Annotated in this window: 12 protein-coding genes; 4 read left to right on the top strand and 8 right to left on the bottom strand. The window is 36.0% G+C overall.

What is annotated here, in order from left to right; translation table 11 throughout:
• Nucleotides 1-5: 5 nt before the first annotated feature.
• The 7 genes from ACZ9HT_RS07505 to ACZ9HT_RS07475 all read right to left on the bottom strand — a co-directional run bounded on the left by ACZ9HT_RS07505 (nucleotide 6) and on the right by ACZ9HT_RS07475 (nucleotide 12,655).
• On the bottom strand, nucleotides 6-2,765 hold the full coding sequence (locus ACZ9HT_RS07505; RefSeq protein WP_476039846.1) for a T9SS type A sorting domain-containing protein: 2,760 nt from the start codon (nucleotides 2,763-2,765) through the stop codon (nucleotides 6-8).
• Nucleotides 2,766-2,767: 2 nt separating this feature from the next.
• Nucleotides 2,768-4,117, bottom strand: coding sequence for a T9SS type A sorting domain-containing protein (locus tag ACZ9HT_RS07500; RefSeq protein WP_476039845.1), 1,350 nt, complete (start codon nucleotides 4,115-4,117; stop codon nucleotides 2,768-2,770).
• Nucleotides 4,118-4,158: 41 nt separating this feature from the next.
• The gene (locus ACZ9HT_RS07495) at nucleotides 4,159-6,915 is read right to left on the bottom strand and encodes a T9SS type A sorting domain-containing protein (protein WP_476039844.1); all 2,757 of its coding nucleotides are present in this window, start codon (nucleotides 6,913-6,915) and stop codon (nucleotides 4,159-4,161) included.
• 66 nt (nucleotides 6,916-6,981) lie between these two features.
• Nucleotides 6,982-7,785 carry a hypothetical protein gene (locus tag ACZ9HT_RS07490; RefSeq protein WP_476039843.1) on the bottom strand — a complete coding sequence of 268 codons (804 nt, stop codon included), beginning with the start codon at nucleotides 7,783-7,785 and terminating at the stop codon, nucleotides 6,982-6,984.
• 45 nt (nucleotides 7,786-7,830) lie between these two features.
• A complete protein-coding gene (locus ACZ9HT_RS07485; protein WP_476039842.1) occupies nucleotides 7,831-10,671 on the bottom strand; it encodes a T9SS type A sorting domain-containing protein in 2,841 nt (946 codons plus the stop codon).
• 14 nt (nucleotides 10,672-10,685) lie between these two features.
• Nucleotides 10,686-11,768 (bottom strand): putative type IX sorting system protein PorV2, encoded by a 1,083-nt coding sequence (locus tag ACZ9HT_RS07480; RefSeq protein ID WP_476039841.1) that lies wholly within the window; start codon nucleotides 11,766-11,768, stop codon nucleotides 10,686-10,688.
• Nucleotides 11,768-12,655, bottom strand: coding sequence for a DMT family transporter (locus ACZ9HT_RS07475; protein ID WP_476039840.1), 888 nt, complete (start codon nucleotides 12,653-12,655; stop codon nucleotides 11,768-11,770). Before ACZ9HT_RS07475 ends, ACZ9HT_RS07480 begins: the two co-directional genes overlap by 1 nt.
• Before the next feature lie 354 nt (nucleotides 12,656-13,009).
• On the opposite strand from ACZ9HT_RS07475, the gene ACZ9HT_RS07470 reads away from it, so the two are divergent.
• Both ACZ9HT_RS07470 and ACZ9HT_RS07465 read left to right on the top strand, forming a co-directional pair.
• The gene (locus ACZ9HT_RS07470; protein WP_476039839.1) at nucleotides 13,010-14,638 is read left to right on the top strand and encodes an acyl-CoA carboxylase subunit beta; all 1,629 of its coding nucleotides are present in this window, start codon (nucleotides 13,010-13,012) and stop codon (nucleotides 14,636-14,638) included.
• Between the two features lie 19 nt (nucleotides 14,639-14,657).
• Entirely contained in the window at nucleotides 14,658-15,266 is a 609-nt protein-coding gene (locus ACZ9HT_RS07465) for a hypothetical protein (protein WP_476039838.1), read from the top strand.
• A 70-nt stretch (nucleotides 15,267-15,336) separates the two neighbouring features.
• On the opposite strand, the gene ACZ9HT_RS07460 is transcribed toward ACZ9HT_RS07465, so the two are convergent.
• Nucleotides 15,337-15,846, bottom strand: coding sequence for a YceI family protein (locus ACZ9HT_RS07460; RefSeq protein ID WP_476039837.1), 510 nt, complete (start codon nucleotides 15,844-15,846; stop codon nucleotides 15,337-15,339).
• A 202-nt stretch (nucleotides 15,847-16,048) separates the two neighbouring features.
• On the opposite strand from ACZ9HT_RS07460, the gene ACZ9HT_RS07455 reads away from it, so the two are divergent.
• A complete protein-coding gene (locus tag ACZ9HT_RS07455) occupies nucleotides 16,049-16,750 on the top strand; it encodes a phosphatase PAP2 family protein (protein WP_476039836.1) in 702 nt (233 codons plus the stop codon).
• 250 nt (nucleotides 16,751-17,000) lie between these two features.
• Nucleotides 17,001-19,142 (top strand): S9 family peptidase, encoded by a 2,142-nt coding sequence (locus tag ACZ9HT_RS07450; RefSeq protein ID WP_476039835.1) that lies wholly within the window; start codon nucleotides 17,001-17,003, stop codon nucleotides 19,140-19,142.
• Nucleotides 19,143-19,157 lie beyond the last annotated feature (15 nt).

Here is a 19,157-nt window from a genome sequence, read left to right as displayed (position 1 = left end):
TTATTTTATTTTTTAATCAGTTTTGTACTGTACACATTTGAATTGGTATAGGTCTTTATAAAATATATCGCTTCGGTCAGGTTTTTCACGTTAATATTATTTGCAGAAGTCGTTGTCGAAATAATTTTTCCAGAAATATCGATAATTTCAATTTTCTGAATCTTTTCATTATTTAAAACTTTTACATTAAATATATCTGAAACTGGGTTTGGATAAAGAACGATATTATTGGTAGAATTCGTTTTAGAATCTTCATTTACTGCGAGATATTGGGGGAGTTCATCCGTAATTTCATATTGATGAAAATCTGTTTTATTTCCGTATCCGGTAAAATATAGAGTGTTTCCATCACTTTCTAACTGGCTGAGCTCTACGTTTAAAAGTTCGTGCTGCTCTGTTACGTTCGTGTTATTATTTGTCACATTTAGATAAAGGTAAGTATTGTTATTTCTGTTTCCGTCGGTTCTGAACAATTGCGGAGAGTTGAGTGCACTGGCATATAAAAAATCTTTATTGCAAGCCATTTCGTTGGCAGCCATATTAGGCGATATTTGCACCGTACCTGTGGTATTTCCGTCGGTTCTCCATAAACTATAATCTAATAAAGTATATAAATAGGGACCACATTTTTTCATTCTTAATCCGTAGTTTTTATTATAACCGATTTGCTTCAAATTTTTTGTCCCAAGCGCAGAACCGTCTGTACTGTGAAGAACATAAGGAGCTGCAGTTAAAAAGAATAATTTATCCTTATACACTTCTGCCGTATTTTCTACGGCTGTGGTGAGGTTCGACAAAAGCATGACAGTATCTTGTGTTCCGTCTGAACTGTAAAGTTCATATTTACCATAAACAGCAGCCGTGGTTTTATAAAAAATGAGTTTAGAGTTTACGGCACCTAAAATTTTGAGCCTCTCTAAGTTCTCGTAGGGAAAGTCTATTGTTTTTACGGTATTGTCAGCAGTCCCATCTGTTTTCCAGATCGATAGATGATTGTTGCTGTCACGAAATACGAAATAAAGTTCACCATTAATGATCGCTCCCTTTCCTGTATCTACATAAGCTGAATTTGCCTGCTCTTTTAATAAAACAGGTTCATCCGCTTCATTATCGAGTTTGTAAACCTGCAGTTTAGAGTTTTTAAGCAAAATATAAATTACAGATTGATCATCGAATTTAAAAAAGTCAATGATTGATTCTCCAGTGATAAACATTTTTGAATTTATAGTCGTACCATCAGTTCTATAAAATCCTTGATTGTAATTATAATCGTAGGAGTAATAGTAACTTCCCACAGCTAATGAGCGGTTTGCTTGTCCCGTGTTTGTCTTAAAATCAGTTACTTGAGTTAATTGTCCTGAGTTGATGTCTTTTTTAAAAATTTGTCGTTCGCTCGAAGCGGTATTAGCCATAAAGAAAAGGTTGTCACCAATCTTAGTGTAGGAATCAGGTCTGCTATCGTAAGCAAAATTTATATCCATTGCTAGACTTTCCTGCTTTGTATTATAGTTAAATCGAAAAATTTCTTCTCCATTAATTACCGAATAACCAGGATAGAAAATTTGTTCATCAACTTCCAAGTAATCTGTCGGTCTCACATAGCTCGTTCCGAACTTTAATTTAGTAGCATTTTCAGAAATCCCATCCCAAATCCAGGTATCTCTATTATACTCGTATTCAGCTTTTAATAGGAGATAGTTTTTTTGGCTGGTTTGGGTATAATAACTTAGAGCTTGATCATTGTCTGTAAAAGTTTGAACTTTCGTACTGCTTTCTGTTCCATTCGTTTTAAGAAATCCTGTATTGGTGTCTAAGTAGATTTCATTCTTAAATTTAAAAATCTTCTGAATGGTTGAGGTCAGCGTTTTGTAAATGGAAGTGTTAGCCACGCTTCCATCACTGCTCCAAAGGTTATTGCTTGCATCATAAAATATAAATTTATCGTTGAGTATTTCGCCTTTTAAAACATTTAAGGAAGTGGTGATAATGGCTTCTGTGCCTGCTTCTGTACCGTCACTCTTCCAGATAGATTTTATACCGTTTAATTTTCCTACAAAATATAGATGATTTTGAAAAACAATTATTTCATCATTCGTATTATTCAGGGCTTTGGTCGGCTCGAAATTTTTGAAAGTTTTCGTACCCGCAACTGTTCCGTCTGATACCATCAACACGTCTTTTTCATAGAAGTTATGCCAAAAATAGATTTTGTTATTTAGGGTGAAAAATTTGTTGGTATAATAATTTTCAGTGAGTAGCAGCGTTCCCGTTGAAGTACCATCCGAAACCCACAATTGATCATTTGTAGCGATGAAAAGTTTACCATTTACTACGAAAAGATTTTTCAGCGTATCACCGAGCGAGGAATTATAAAGTTGTTTTATTAAAACTGTTCCAGCGGTCGTCCCGTCTGATTCCCAAAGCTGATTATTGGCCTGACCATTTTCGGTGCCGATGAAATACATTTTATTATTGTATTTCACAATATTGCTTTTAATCCTGTCGTAGTATCCTGAATTACTTTGGCTGAAATTTTTAACAACAGAAGATTTATTAGTTTCTCTGTTGTAAAGCCATAATTCATTTCCGCCGTTTCGTTCTTCGCGAATTCCTGAAAACAGAATTTTTCCGTTGACTTCGGTCAGTCGGGTTGGTCGCCCGGAAGAAGAATAGTTATAGATGTTAAGCTTCACGTCGACCATGTTTTCCTGCGCAAAAAACAACTGCATTGTGAATATTGCAGCGAAGAAATAAAATTTTTTCATATTTATTTTTTTATAAATTTTTGTGAATGGTTTTTTGCCGATCGATTTGTAATAGAGAGCACATAATTTCCGGAACTTAGTGTTGAAACGTCGATTTGATTGTTGAGATCGACGTTTCCTTTTTTAAGGAGTTTCCCCAAAACGTCATGAATAAAAAAAGAGTTGCCTTTAAAATTACTTGTAAAGTTCAGATGGTGAGTTGCAGGATTTGGGAAAAGACCAATTGCCACTTCAATATTTTTTGGTGAGGTATTAAGATAGTTCCCTGAATTATATAAAATGATGATGCCGTTTTGTTTGGTGAATATTATATCTTTAAAACCATCATTGTTTAGGTCTCCAACCGCCAAACTTTGATAGTCACTGTGATAATAATAAGGAATCTCGATCGTTTTCAAAAGCGTAAAATTATTGTAAGAGCTACCGTAGATACTACAGGTATTGTAACCATAGCTTCCTGTTATAATTTCATTTTTACCATCATTATTAAAGTCCGCGATTTCTACTGTATCTGCTCTGTTTTCCGCAGGATACTCGATATAACTGTAAAATATGTAGCTGTTTAAACTGGGATATAAGACTTTCAGCGATGAGGAACTATTTTCGTATTGTGTGGTGACCGCATCTGTCAGTCCATCATTATTCAGATCTCCTACCGCTAATCCTGCCATTGCGGCGTTTACAAAAGTTTTTACAGGACTAAAAAAGCCTCCCGAATCTTTTTGTAAAAAGGTCACAATTTCTTTTGTTGGCCAGGAAGTAAAAACAAGATCGTTTCTCTGGTCATTATTAAGGTCGGCAATTCGTAATTCCCCAAAATAATGCGTCAGAGGAATCATTTCTCTCGTGAAATTTCCTGTAGCCTTTTGGTAAAGTATATTTACGTTGTTATAGTTTGTAAAAACAACATCGTTTATATTGTCGTTGTTTACGTCAGCAATCCGCACAACTCCAGTTTGTCTGCCTGTATCAAATTTTTGCAAAGCTTCAAAGCCACCCGAACTCTTTTGATAGAAAATGCCGTAATAATTTTCAAAGGTTAAAAAAATATCGTTCAGGCCGTCCTGATTAAGATCGCCGACGTCGAACGAGGTAACTTTATATCCTGCTACCGGTAAAGTGACAAAGGAGTTTAAAGTGTGATTAACATTCTGAAACTGTATTTTGATATTCGCAGAATTTCCATAACTTGTGATAACGTCATTTAAGCCGTCATTATTAACATCAGCAATCTTAACCCCGATAATTTCATCGGTCGCCGGAATTTCTATATAAGGATTGAAATTTTGTGATTGTACGGATTGGCTGGAAAGCACAAGAATAAATAGTAAACCAGTAGATTTATTTTTCATGAGATTTTATTAAGTTGTACAAAGTCAATTTAGGAACTAGATTATTTTTTAATTACTTTTCCGCTATATACTTTATGTTTTGTTTTTACTTTAATAAAATAAATACCTTTTATAAGTTTCTCCACATTAATTTTTTCGTGAGTTCCAGTCGCAACGGTTCTTCCTGCTGCATCTAAAAATTCAACACTAAGAATTTTTTCACCACTTGGAATTTTAATATTGACTTCACTTGTTGCGGGATTTGGAAATACGATGATACTGTGATCTCCAAGTTTGGTTCGTATATTTTGTGTTGCCAGAGGAGAGGTGAAAATATCGGAGACAATAAGTTCATAACCTTTATTTGAATAGTCCTTCGAAATAAAAAGACGGTCTCCAATATTGCCGAAAGTATAAAAACTACTACTAGTGTTTTCTCCGTCAACTTTAAAATTTACAATGTTTCTATTTCCTTGCTGTCCATTGGTAAAATAAATATTGTTATCGCTTTTAAAATACATTTCGCTTTGCACGCAACCCAGAGTAGTTGAGTAATAAAGATCCGGTGCAACCGCAAAAGTTCCTGTAGCGGTACCATCTGTGCGGTAAATGTCATCATGACCCAGAGCGCTGTTTCTTATATTGAGATAATAATAATTACCACACTTCATATTGCTGCTGGAAGCACTTGGGAAGGCGGCAACGAAATCAGATCCATCTGTAGTACTATTGATCTTATTAAGATGAAAATTGCCGGAAGGATTGTAAAAGGAAGACATAAAATAAAGTTCGTCATTCATAACAAATGATGACTCTACATTATAGCGATTCTGTGAGCCTACCAAATGGAACTCGTCCATGTTCGGGTCGAGATAGTAAAGCTTATCATCTTGGGTGTAATCATTGGAAGTTTCTACAAAGAATAATTTCTGACCTACAGGCTGCATGAGGATTTTCATAAAATACATAGAAGGCAAATCTCGTAATTTTATAGTATTGGCAATGCTTCCATCAGATGTCCATAATTCCGTTTTATCAATATTTTGCATCTTAAAATAGATGTAATTTCCCAATTTTCGAAATTCTCCATATTCGCCACTGCTGTAGTTTGTCGGCATTTCTACTAGCAACTCTGGAACTGTAGAATTAGTTTGTAATTTCCACAATCTCATAAATTGGTGTTGAGTATTGTGTGATTTTAACAAAACAGCATCGTCTGATAAAGGATAAATTTCCAGTAAATTTTCATTTAAAGGCATTGGAATTTGCTGCGGGATCTGTGTTGTTCCGTTTAATCTGATCAAAGAAGAGCCTCTAAAATAAATATAATCACCAGAAGTAATCATTGGATTGTAACCACCCCAGTTATTGGGCGACTGTACTTCATTTATTTTTCCCATTTGCTGAACATGATTACTGCTGTTAATGGTAAATATTTGATCAAAAAATCCAATTGTCGCTACAAAATAAACTTTATCCTTATGACTTGTGAAAAACCGTGGATAGGAAGACGCGCCTGTGAAAAATTCTTTCTCCAAACCATTTGTGCCATCCTCTTTATAGTAAAATAGTTCTGTATTTTTTTGAGAATCATATCCGTTTTTAGAAGATTCAGTGTAACCATTAAAAATTAAACGGTTGTCGGTTTCTACAAAATTTTTATCTCCACCATAAAAGATATCCAATTTTTTGAGTTCGCTGTCATCAAAAATGTAAGTTTTGGAATCTACATTACCACGTTCTGTTAAAATCAAATAATTTCCTGCACTCGATTTTGCTGCTGCCTGTAAAGTAACATTTTCACTGTCCGTCAATTTCGAAATTATCTCATTTTCATCCACCACATAAGTGCCAGAATTTGCATTCAAGATTATTTTATTTTGGAATTGCATAAAACCCGTAATCCCCGGTAATGTATAATTTAAGGAATGTGTTGTGACCGCATCAGAGATCCATAAATCATCACCGATGGTAAATATTATTTTACCGGTTTGATCCGCTGACAGGTTTTTTGAAAAGAGGGCGAAAGTTTTGTTTAAGAGTGTTGTTCCCTCAGATGTTCCGTCTGTAACATAAATACCATTGTTGCTGCCGAAACCATTAGCATAATAAAGGATTTTATTATTAACAGTGTATATTTTTTCCTCATAAATATAGCCGGAAGAAGAAGAACCAGGGTTTAAATCTTTTACGATTTTTGTCCCAGTAATTGTTCCGTTAGATTTCCATAATTCTGTTCCCGTCTCCGAGGTTGACTTTAAAAAATAAACTTCTCCGTTGAGGTCCGCAAGGCTGGTTTCAGTAGTACTCATCGTCGTTAATAGAATCGTTCCTTCTGTTGTGCCATCAGTTGAATACAGTTTGTTTTTAAATTTGAAAATCAATTTATTATTTACCACTTTGGCGGTCAGAAAATCAGAAGACGAAAAATATTCGTCGAACTCCTTAATTTTCGTAGTAACCTTCGTTTCCATATCGGTCACCCAAAGTTGAATATTGGAACCTGCTGTGGCAAAATAATAAAATTTGTTGCCGTTCAGATAAAAATCGTGTCTTTCCAAACTGTCCCAAAAATTATTATCAAGATTCTTAATCAGCTCAAATGATTGATCATTAATATTGTATTTATAAGGTTCTACACCAATTCCAGGGCTTTTTAACGAAAGGATTATTTCATTTCCAAAGGATGACATACCTTTAGGTTCGCTGCCTGGGAAAATATTAATATCTTTGAGAGTAGTATTTACAGTAAACTGTCCAGAACAGATGGATGATAAGTGTAGAAAAAGATAGAAAAATAAAAAATAAATTTTTTTCATATAGTTTTTTTTGAAATTAGGAAACAAATATAGTATTAATTCTCATTCGCGGATTTTTGTCGGAATTTACTTTCTCTCAAAAACTTCCGTCTTCAAACTTCCGTCCGAATTGGTTATTTCTACAATGATCTTTTCATTTTCCAAATAACCTAACGTTAAAGTTCCGTCGCTCATCTGTACGCGGTAAGTATCTTTTTTCGTAGAAGGTTTAAAAATTCCATAAAGAACAGAATTGTTTGGATTTACGAGAATGAATTCTCCATTTGACAGCAAGACTTTATTTAAAATGAGCGTTCCGTTCGTATAAATTTCGGCTTTGTGAACAGTCTTTTTCTCTGTTTTTGAAGGAGCCGGAGCAACAACTTCTTTTTGCGACACAACCGGCTGAATCTGTTTCTTGATTTCTACTTTCTGGATAATTTCCGGCATGACTTCTTTTTGAACGGCGATATCTTTTTTGATTTGCATTGAAGGTGAAAGGTTTTTCAGCGCATTTTGCAAGGCTTCGCGCATTCCCGGCTCAAAATCTTTGATATTTGATTTTCCTTCGAAAGTTGCCAGGACTTTATCATCGCAATCCCTGAAAGTGATCCTGGATTTATTGGTTAGAAAATTACTCGCATCAGAAACTTCCGCTTTTAAAATTTCGCAGGGTTCAATGATCTGCTCCGGTTGTTGTTCCAGCGTTTCATTAAAAACGATAAAGTTTTTGGCTTTCAGTTTCGAAGTTAAAAGATCATTTAACCCGAACCTGTTCGTTTTAGCATCTTTAAATTTTTGCGGTACCTGAATATATTGGTACTCAGAAATTTGCTGTCCGTAAGTAAACGCAACTAAAAATAGAGAAAGAATCTGCAGAAATTTTTTCATAAACGTCGGTATTAGAGAAAAGTTAGAGATTGATGCTAAAGCAATCTATTTTTTAATGAATTTTTGGGAGAAACGATTTCCGTTTTTGGTTGTAATTTCAATAATGTAATTTCCGGTTGTCAATTTAGAAATGTCGATCGACTGATTTTCGTCTTTGTACTTTCCGCTCAGGATTAGTTTTCCAGTCATATCATAAACCTGATAAGTTTCTACTTCTGAAGAAGCAATTGCTTTAATTTTAATAAAAGATGAAGCCGGATTTGGATATAAAATCAACTTCATTAATTGGGGACTTAAACCAGATTCATTGGTGCTAAGAAAAACAGGTAATTCTGTATTTACAATATATAATTCTTCCCCAGAAGTTTGTGTTTTAGCCACAAAATAAAGACTATTCTTAAATTCCAGTAATGTTAGAAGCTTATCTGCTGGCAAAATTTGCTCCTCATTCGTAATGTTTGTTGGGATAGAAATTGTGCTGGATGGAATTCCGTTCGTGCGGAAGATTTGATTGCTATTTCCCCGCAAAAAGTAGAGATAATTGTTGATACACGTTAAATCTGAACCTTCCGAATTAAAGCCGTTACCGAAAATTTTATTAGAAATAGTAGTTGCGGAATTAATGCTCCATAAAGTAGTGTGTTTATTTTCGAAGTTTCCGGTGCCAAAATAGATCTGATTTCCACATTTTTTAAAGGCAGAAAAATGAGCCATATCATTATCACTCAATATTTTTACTGGTGGAGATTGCAGATCATCAAACCGGTAAATGCTGCCATAACCGTATTGAGATAATACATATAATTTACCGTCGATTACTTCTGGATTTTCAGAAATATTCCAGCCACCAAATCCTGGACTTGCCTCTGGAAAAGGAATTTCTAACAGTTCATTGTTTAAACTGTTATAACTCCACAATTTGCCATCTTTATTGATTAAAAGACGGTCATTATAAACGATCAAAATATTTGCGTTGAGATCAGGAGTTTGATCATTCGGAATTTGAAAATCAGGTGCTGTTCCTGTAGAAGTTCCGTCGGTTTTCCAGATTTCATACGTATTTGCTTTAGTTCTAACAGTAAAATAAGCATATCCATTATAAAGTACAGGGTTTGGTGTTGCTACACTTTCTCCCGTTGTAATATCCCTGATTAACTCAATGGCATCACTGTTTTTATCATTTTTCCATAATCGAATTTTTCGAAGATCTTCTGTATTAATAGTAGTAAAAATTAAGGACTGATCATTTAAATTAATAAAAATGCTGCTCAGATCCACCATATTATTAGGCGGCATTTTGAGAATTTTTGTATTTGCTTCTTCGCCGTTGGTTTTTGATAAATTTCCGGTGTACGATTTTGGTTTTACATAAAAATAATCTCCTACTTTAAAAAGATTTCCATCAACAATTTGACCTTCAGAATAAGGAAAAGCTTTCACCAATTTTGGTATTTCTCCTTTATTTTTAATGGTGTAAAATTGATTTCCGTACTCGTAATTAAATGCGCTAAAAATTAATGAATTTCCATCTAGGTTTTTTATATTTTGAGGCGTACTTCCTAATTGATGTTTGCTATCTTTAAAAATAGAGGTGTTGTTCGTGGCAAATTCATATTGAAAAAGTTCGCGCCCATATTTTGAATTCGTATATGGGAAAATAATTTTTTGCTCAACTTCAATACCTTCGTACAAAGCATTTTCGCCTAAAGATGTTACGGTTTCTGACTGATCAACCAGCCAAAATAAATTATGAGTTCCATTTTCGATCATCATAACGTCATTTTCCGGAAAATATTTAATAATATCCGGTCGCGATGTTGCGGGTATGGATGTGCTGGTTGCTATTGTTCCGGCCACGGTTCCATCAGTTTTCCATAATCGGTTTACATCGGAAGTATTTGTAAAAAAATAAACATAATTGCCTACTTTCTGAAGATGATTTTGATTTGAAAGGGAAACGACGAAATTATTAGTGTTGCTAAGTCGTACTGTATTTTGCGCAGTTCCATCCGTTGCATATAAATTTCCGCCAAGAGGCTGTTCCCAACCTTTAAAAATTAATTTATTATTTAAGATCTGTCCAGAAGAGATCCCGTTGGTTTGATAAATAAATTTTCCTTTTTTTGTAACAGGATCCAGGGAGTACAATCCTTTTTCATTCGAAGTGGTACTTTGTGCATAGAAAAGTAGAGTTCCATTCAAATTGTGAAATTCTAAATCAGTATGAACTCCTAAAGGTGCATTGTCACCGTTATTTATTATTTGGATGGTTGCATTTTCACCGTCGGTGATCCAGAGTTCATTGCTGTAATTAGCATTTTTCGCAGCGAATATAAATTTAGAACCAAAAGGAAATGCTTTCCCTTCCATAACCTGACCTCCAAATTCCTTAAGAAGTCTTGTTCCTTCCGTCGTACCATCGGAGATAAACGCTTTTTTATTACTTAAGATCAACAGTTTTGAATCATTTACGGTCATGTCCATTTGGAATTTTTCAGGAAATGAGAAAATTTTCATCGTACCTGAAGTCGTTCCATCTGTCAACCAAAGTTCATTGTTACTGCTCATTTCTGCAATGAAATAAACTTTGTTTTGAAAACGGGTAAATTGTGGATTGCTGGAAAATGGTGTATTTGCGTATGGAATTAATTCTTTAATTAAGGCAGTCTTTTTGGTACTGAAATTATATCCCCAAAGTTCAAAATTCTGATTTCCTGCAGATTCATAAGTTTCGGCACCCGCAAAAATTAGCTGGTCATTAAATTTGATGAGATTGCGGGAATCAAGACCTAACTGGTAATTAATTTCGTATAATTCCGCATCGAGTTGTTGTGAAAAATTGAGGGAATAAATGAAAGCGAAAAGTAAAATGTAAATTTTTGTCATAGAAAAAGTGTTAGTTAATTCCGGAAATCTCCCATATCCAGTTTCAAAGAAAAGAAATTGGAGTAAAAGTTAGAACCGCCGATTCCCGAATTGGTAATGGCGTAATCTAAAGTTAAACCTTGATATTTAATACCGATTCCAGCACTGGGCTGAAAAGAAACTTTTCGTTTTAGATCTTCAATATCGGTGATGGTTTGAAACCTGTTAATACCAACTCGTACAAAGATCATATCCTGAAATTTAAGTTCTGCACCGGCGTAAGGCGTTATACTGGCGAAATCGGTTGATATTAAAGCCGCCGTTTTTGCGAAGTCGATGTTTAAACCTGCTTCTGGAAGTAATTCGAGATCGCGGTTGATCTCAAAATTTTTGCTCATACCGAGATTCAGTTTCGGCATGGTGATCTCTAATTTATCTTTGGGTGCAGGATTAAATTCTTCTCCATTTACGACTGCAGAAAGTTCCTTCTGATTTACTGTCCAGAAATTTACGGTTGTTGTTGCATCGCGCAACATCGCGCCGTAACTGAACCCATTATCAGCATTATATAAAACGCCCAGATCGAAACCAAAACCGTAACCACTTGCGAATTTTCCAACATTTCTATAAACCAGTTTTGCGTTCACACCAACTGCTAAACGATGATCGCCGCCGGGACGAAAAGCGTAAGAAAGTAAAGCAGCATAATCAGATTGAGAGAAACTTGTTATTTTGTCGTAGTCGATATTCCCTTCTGCATCGATAAGCTGCGTCGTATTTAAAATATTATCAACACCAAGACGAACTATAGAAATCGCAAAAACGCCTCCATTATTATCAAGGGGTTTTGCATAAGCGAGGTAATCATACTTTGCAATGGATTCAAAATACTCGGCGTGCATTGCAGCGCCTTGCCAATCGCGGTCAATTCCTATTAAACCTGCGGGATTCCACATGGGAGAATAAACATCGCTTTGATTAGAAATTACTGCACCGCCCATTGCGAGACCTCTGGCGCCGGCTCCAATGTTTAGAAATTCGTTGGAGTATTTTCGAACGATCTGCGCCTCCGAAAAAATTCCGTAAAAGATAAAAAGAGCAAAGAATATTTTTTTCATCAAATTTCTACTTTTTTAGTGGCTTTTCGTGTTTTAATAATGCCATTAGCAACAATTGCCAGAATCATAATAATTGACGCAAAATAAAATATTGGACTCATTTTTTCTGATTCTCCGAAGATAAAAAAAGCTAGAATTATCCCGTAAACAGGCTCTAGATTTACCGTTAATATCAAAGTAAAAGGCGAAATATACTTCATCAGGTTTACGGATTCTAACATTGGGAATGCCGTAAAGAAACTGGCCAATAATATGATTAACGCTAAATCGCGATAACTTATTTCATTGATCTGCGAAATTTGGCCGGTAACCAAATAAAATACGGTCAGAATAAGAAAGCCCGAAAATATTTCATAAAAAATAATATTTCCAGAACTGGTTTTCCCGAAGATCTTTCCATTAAAAACAGAGAATATAGTTCCGAACAATGCGGTAAGAATGCCATAGAAAATTCCTTCTTTATAATGAAACTCGGTTTTAAAAATGAGTGCCATACAAATGACGATGATGACTCCCATGATCACTTCGGAGAGGTCAACTTTTCTTTTGAAAACGATAGGCTCCAATATTGCAGCGAAAAGAGTAGATAGGGAAAGACAGCTTAAGGCAATGGCAACATTCGAAACTTTAATAGAATAGAAGAAGCAAAACCAGTGAAATGCCATTGCTCCACCAATCAGCGCGAGTTGCAAAAGAAGTTTCCGCGGAACATACAAACTTTCTTTTTTCACCACACGAATGAAAATATAAAGGAAAAAAGCGGCAAAAGCCATTCTGTAAAAAACCAGAACGTGGGCGTTGGCATGGATTAATTTACCTAAAATTGCGGTGAAACCCCACAAAAAAACGATGAGATGCAATCGGAAAAGTGCGGATTTTTGAAACACTGCTTTATCTTTTTTAAATTTGTGCAAATCTACAATTCCGTTTTAGATTAAAGCTAAAAGAAAGGATGCTTTTCTAAGGAATTTTACCAAAAACCCCAAAAGTCTTTTCAACTTTTGGGGCCTTCAAATAATAAACTATTAAAAAAATAAACTAGGAACTGAATATAAAATTCAAGATCTATTTTAGGTTTCTATTTAAGTAACGCAAAAACAGAAAATATATTTTACCTAAAACCTCTTAGTAACGTTAAATATTCTTAATTAATTTTCTGTCATTCAAATCGTTATCACAAGCCATTGGCGCTACAGGAAATAATTTTAAAAAACTTATCTTTAGACAAATTTTTTTTAACGATGGATTTAGAATTTAATAAAAGAGAAGATCAAAATAAATTAAAATTAAGCGCGATCAACGGCTTGCTGACCGAAATAAAAAAAGGTGGCGGCGAAAAGCGTTTGCAAAAACAGCGGGATGAAGGTAAACTAACCGCCCGCGAAAGAGTAGAATATTTGCTAGATAAAAAGTCCGAATCCATAGAAATAGGTGCGTTTGCCGGCTATGAAATGTATGAGGAAGAAGGGGGTTGTCCCAGTGGAGGGGTCGTGGTGGTAATGGGATATGTTTCTGGAAAGCAATGTTTGGTCGTTGCGAATGATGCTTCCGTAAAAGCTGGAGCGTGGTTTCCAATAACAGCCAAGAAAAATCTTCGCGCTCAGGAAATTTCCATGGAAAATAAATTGCCAATTATTTATCTCGTTGATTCTGCTGGAGTTTTTCTTCCGATGCAGGATGAAATTTTCCCAGATAAAGAACATTTTGGACGTATTTTTCGAAATAACGCGAAAATGAGTTCGATGGGAATTATTCAGATTTCTGCGGTGATGGGAAGTTGTGTTGCAGGTGGCGCTTATTTGCCGATCATGAGTGATGAGGCGATGATCGTGGATCAGACCGGTTCTATATTTTTAGCCGGAAGTTATTTGGTGAAAGCTGCTATTGGTGAATCTGTTGACAATGAAACCTTAGGTGGTGCCACAACGCACTGCGAAATTTCCGGGGTAACAGATTATAAAGCGAAAGACGACAAAGATGCGCTCGATCGCATTAAAAATATCATGAAATCTATTGGGGATTATGACAAGGCAGGTTTCGACCGCACCGAAAGTTTTCCACCCAAAGAAAGCATTGAAGATATTTTTGGACACATGCCGGTTTCAAGAGGCGATCAATACGACACTTTTAACATTATAAAATGTTTGGTCGATAAGTCCGAATATGAAGAATACAAAGGTGATTACGGTAAATCTATTATTTGCGCTACGGCAAGAATCGATGGCTGGAGTGTAGGGATTGTAGCAAATCAAAGAAAACTCGTGAAGAACGGAAAAGGAGAAATGCAGTTTGGCGGCGTGATCTATTCTGATTCTGCGGATAAGTCCACGCGATTTATTGCGAACTGTAATCAACGAAAAATTCCGTTGCTTTTCTTACAGGATGTTACCGGATTTATGGTGGGTTCTAAATCTGAACAGGGTGGAATTATTAAAGACGGTGCAAAAATGGTAAATGCTGTTGCGAATTCTGTGGTTCCGAAATTTACCGTGATCACCGGAAATTCTTACGGTGCCGGAAATTACGCCATGTGCGGAAAAGCCTATGATCCAAGATTAATTGTTGCCTGGCCGTGGTCAGAACTTGCAGTAATGGGCGGAAGTCAGGCTGCGAAAGTTTTAGCCCAGATTCAAACTTCAACAATGAAAAAACAGGGAAAGGTAATCTCGGAAGAAGAACACCAGGAAATCTTAGATACCATTTCTAAAAAATATCGCAAACAAACCGAACCTACTTATGCGGCGGCAAGATTGTGGACGGATGCGATCATTAATCCGATCGATACAAGAAAATGGATCTCTATGGGAATTGAAGCGGCGAATCATGCCCCGATCACGGAAAAATTTAATTTAGGAGTTATTCAGGTTTAATATATTAAAACACACAATCATGAAAAAAATTCTATTAATCATCGCACTGCTGAATTTCAGTTTTGCTTTTTCTCAATGTTTCATCACTGGTGCGGATCAGCTTCAGGTCGGGGAACGGCAGGTTTACACAGCAACGGGGAATGAAGATTCCTGTACCGATTGTTATCAATGGATGTATCAGGATCAAAAAGTTCTTCTGGAAAATGATACGCATCAAAGCGAAATTACCTTAAAAGGTGCCGTGCCCGGCGAGGCAGTTCTCGCTCTGGAAATAGACAATAAAAATGGAAAGTTAAAATGTAAAAAAGCGGTAAAGGTGATTGCGCCAACTACTAATATTCTCGCCGGTGACATTTTGAAATGCGACATTCCGGTAGAAGCTTTTAAAGAAATTCGTGTAGCCAACGACAAAGTGGTTTTCGAACCGGAAACTACGGAAAAGAAATATACTTATTTATGGACCGTGACTTACAGAGGCGGTGCGAAAAAAGTTTCATCTGATCAGAAACCGCAGTTCGATTTCTCAAATGGAAATGTCATCGATAATGTCGAACTGCAAGTCATGTTTGACCGCTGCACCAAGAAAATTTCTAAATCTTATGATACTAATTTCTGGTATTTTTTTTAAACTGAAAACGTAATAAAAAACAAAGTTCACCCGAATGAGGTGAACTTTTTTATTTTTGATAGAGAAGTTTTTATCCTTTTACAAACTGTAATTCTCCGGCGATCTTTACTTCATCAGAAACCATTACGCCGCCAGTTTCCAACGCGGTGTTCCAGTTGAGGTTGAAATCTTTTCTGTTGATCTTACCTTCAAAAGAGAAACCTGCTTTTGTATTTCCCCACGGATCTACGTTGATCCCACCAAAATCAACAGCTAAATCAATCGGTTTTGTAACGCCGTTCAAAGTTAAATTTCCCGTAATTCCGTCGTTAAGAGCGCTGGATTCGAAAGTAATTTCAGGATTTACTTCAGCGTTGAAAAAATCCGGACTTTTTAAGTGAACATCGCGATCATTATTGTTTGTATTTACAGAATCGGTTTTGATTACTGCGTGAACTTTTGCATTTTTAAAATCTTCATCAGTACTTTCCAAAGTTGCATTAAAACTATTGAAGTTACCTTTTACGTTAGAAATCATCATGTGTCTTACTTTAAAAGTAATTTCACTGTGAGTCGGGTCTAGGTTCCATTTTGTGCTCATAAATTTTTATTTAATTGTTGTTATTAAATTTGATGGTACAAAGATACCTTCGATTACAGTTTTTGTACCTTGATGTAAGTTAAGAAATGAACAATTCGCATTTTTTTTCGAATTTACTTCATTAAAAAACTCACTTCGTTATACCTAATAAGGTTTAACACAAACGATTTTCATTTTCCTACATTTGAAGGAAACTATGACGATGAGAAAAGCCCTACTTTTTTTGATGATTTCTAATCTGTTCTGCTGGAATTTTGCGCAGGTAAAAGACAGTTTACAGCCGGATAACAAACGGTTCGGTTTCCAGTATAAAAAGCTTTATGTTCCTGTAGGATTAATGGTTTCCGGCGTTATTGCCGATGGTCGTGGTAAAGAATCGTTGAAGAAAGAAGTGGTAGAAGAAAGAAATGAACATCTTTTTGGCTTTGAAAATCATTTAGACGATTACGCTCAGTTTGCGCCTTTTGTAGCGATCTATGGATTGGAGTGGTTGGGAATGAAACCGAGAACAGACTGGCAAAATCGGACAGCCATTTTAATTAAGGGTCAGATCATCAATCTTGGAATGGTTTATATTCTGAAGAAAACGTTGAAGGAAACCCGTCCCGATGGAACTGCGTATTCTTTCCCTTCTGGCCACACTGCGAATGCTTTTGCAGGAGCGACCATGCTTTCGATCGAATATGGCGAGGAATATAAATGGGTTCCTTACGTTTCTTACGGCCTTGCAACCGGAGTTGGTGTCATGCGAATGGCAAATAACAAACATTATATTTCAGATGTGATTTTCGGTGCTGGTCTCGGAATTCTCTCCATGAAAGTCGCCTACTGGACGCATCAATACCAATGGAATCAAACAAAATCGGAGCAGGATCCGTTCGCCGGAGTGATCTATCAAAAATAAATTTGGTGATCTCCATTTCTTTGCCATGAATTCAGAAATTATAACAATCTTCTTTCCACCATAAAAGTTTCAAATTGTAAAATGAGATCTTCGACTTATCAATCTTAAAGTCAAATTAACTTCCCAACCAAACAAATTCTTGCATTCGTGACCATTATTCCACCTCCATTAAAAGTCGTATCTCCAAAACGAATTAACATTTTTTAACAGGTAATTTTAATTTCCTATTTTAGCGATCTAATTTTAAGCAATGAAATTTTCAAAATATACCCTGTTTTTCCTCTTCACGGGAAGTTTTCTCTTCTCGCAGACCCAGAAATTTACCATCGCCGAAGCCGTAAACGGTCTCCGCAGTAATCTGGCCGTAAAAAATATCTCCCAGTTTTCCTGGAGTGACGATAACAAATCATTTTATCAAAGCGTTAAAAACGGATATCTGATCACAGAAGTTCCGAGTTTAAAACAGGATACTTTGGTTTCTCTTTCTCAGTTAAATAAAAATCTTTCCGGAGATCAAATTCTGAAAACCTTTCCCCGAATTACTTTCATTAATAAAGATAAAGGATATTTCACTCGGGATTCAAAATATTTCTGGATCGAGAAAAGTGGAAAAGACTGGAAAATAAAAGACTGGATTTCCCTGGATGAAAATGCAGAAAATACCGAAATGTTCAGTAATAATCAGGGTTTTGTTTATACTATTAAAAACAACCTTTATCTAAATAAAAACGGTAAAATTACTGCGATTACCGATGATAAGAATGAAGACATCGTAAACGGACAAGCCGTTCATCAAAGAGAATTCGGCATTACAAAAGGAATTTTTATTTCACCTGATCATTCCCAGATTGCTTTTTACCGAATGGATCAAAGCATGGTCACTTCTTATCCGATCATCGACTGGAGCGTCACTCCCGCCGTAAATCACAATATTAAATATCCAATGGCTGGAACGCCGTCGCACCATGTTACTTTGGGAATTTATGATATAAAAACGAATAAAGAATTGTTTCTGAATGTTGAAGGTGATCCGGAGCAGTATCTCACTTCGATTACCTGGAATCCCGATTCGAAATCGATCTTTGTTGGCGTTCTGAATCGTGATCAAAATGATTTGCAGATGAATCAATACAGTGTTTCTACCGGAAATTTAATGAAAACTATTTTCGAGGAAAAGTCTGCGGAATATGTGGAACCACAAACGCAGTTAACATTCTTCCCAAACTCCAACACCGATTTTATTTATCAAAGTCAACGCACAGGTTACAACCATTTATTCCATTATAATCTGGAAAAAGGTTTGGTTGCTCAAATAACAAAAGGCAATTGGCTGGTGACCGATATTTTAGGATTCAATGAGAAAAAGAAAGAAATTTATTATACTTCTACCCAGGATTCACCTTTAGAAAGACATCTTTACAAAGTAAATTGGGTCGATTTTAAAACCCAGAAATTAGATGCTGCTCCTGGAATGCATACCGGAATCTTAAGCAAAGACGGGTCGCATATTTACGATGTGTACAGCAACGCTTCTACGCCGCGAGTTATCAATTTAATTAATACAGCGACGGAGAAATCTAAAAATATTCTGACCGCTGAAAATCCTTTGCAAAAATATCAACGTCCGGAAATTAAGAATGTGACGCTTCGCGCAGACGACGGAACACCACTTTACGGAAAAATTATTTTGCCCACCGATTTCGATGCGAACCGAAAATATCCTGTCATCGTTTATTTGTATAATGGTCCTCATGCACAACTGGTTACAGATAGTTTTCCGGCATCAGGGAATTTATGGTACGAATTTATGGCACAGAAAGGATACATTATTTTTACCATGGACGGTCGCGGTTCTTCCAATCGTGGACTCAAATTTGAGCAAGCCGTTTTCCGGCATTTGGGTGACGTAGAAATGAGAGATCAGATCAAAGGCGTAGAATATTTAAAATCTCTGCCTTATGTAAATGCAGATAAATTGGGGATTCACGGCTGGAGTTTCGGTGGATTTATGACCACGAGTTTTATGTTGAAATATCCCGAAATTTTTAAAGCTGGCGTTGCCGGTGGTCCCGTGATCGACTGGAAGATGTACGAAATTATGTACACCGAAAGATATATGGATTCTCCGCAAAACAATCCCGAAGGTTACAAACAAGCAAATCTTCTGGATAAAGTGCAGAACTTAAAAGGACATTTACTAATGATCCACGGTGCGCAGGATAATGTCGTGGTTTGGCAACATTCCATCAAGTTTTTAAGAGCGGCTGTTGACAATGGAGTGCAGATGGATTATTTCGTTTATCCTGGCCACGAGCACAACGTTTTGGGCAAAGACCGTGTTCATTTGATGCAAAAAGTGACCGATTATTTTGACGAATATTTGAAGAAGTAATATTATTTGGGCAGA

Source organism: Chryseobacterium sp. UYP7, assembly GCF_056279225.1.
The sequence above is the reverse complement of the archived record's forward strand: the minus strand, read 5'-3'. Positions and strand labels throughout refer to the sequence as shown.

Excerpts from the sequence above, each read along its gene's own strand:
- ACZ9HT_RS07495 (WP_476039844.1), bottom strand. The coding sequence starts at position 6,915 with ATGAAAAAAATTTATTTTTTATTTTTCTATCTTTTTCTACACTTATCA.
- ACZ9HT_RS07470 (WP_476039839.1), top strand. The coding sequence starts at position 13,010 with ATGGATTTAGAATTTAATAAAAGAGAAGATCAAAATAAATTAAAATTA.
- ACZ9HT_RS07490 (WP_476039843.1), bottom strand. The coding sequence starts at position 7,785 with ATGAAAAAATTTCTGCAGATTCTTTCTCTATTTTTAGTTGCGTTTACT.
- ACZ9HT_RS07465 (WP_476039838.1), top strand. The coding sequence starts at position 14,658 with ATGAAAAAAATTCTATTAATCATCGCACTGCTGAATTTCAGTTTTGCT.
- ACZ9HT_RS07460 (WP_476039837.1), bottom strand. The coding sequence starts at position 15,846 with ATGAGCACAAAATGGAACCTAGACCCGACTCACAGTGAAATTACTTTT.
- ACZ9HT_RS07485 (WP_476039842.1), bottom strand. The coding sequence starts at position 10,671 with ATGACAAAAATTTACATTTTACTTTTCGCTTTCATTTATTCCCTCAAT.
- ACZ9HT_RS07480 (WP_476039841.1), bottom strand. The coding sequence starts at position 11,768 with ATGAAAAAAATATTCTTTGCTCTTTTTATCTTTTACGGAATTTTTTCG.
- ACZ9HT_RS07500 (WP_476039845.1), bottom strand. The coding sequence starts at position 4,117 with ATGAAAAATAAATCTACTGGTTTACTATTTATTCTTGTGCTTTCCAGC.
- ACZ9HT_RS07505 (WP_476039846.1), bottom strand. The coding sequence starts at position 2,765 with ATGAAAAAATTTTATTTCTTCGCTGCAATATTCACAATGCAGTTGTTT.
- ACZ9HT_RS07455 (WP_476039836.1), top strand. The coding sequence starts at position 16,049 with ATGAGAAAAGCCCTACTTTTTTTGATGATTTCTAATCTGTTCTGCTGG.
- ACZ9HT_RS07450 (WP_476039835.1), top strand. The coding sequence starts at position 17,001 with ATGAAATTTTCAAAATATACCCTGTTTTTCCTCTTCACGGGAAGTTTT.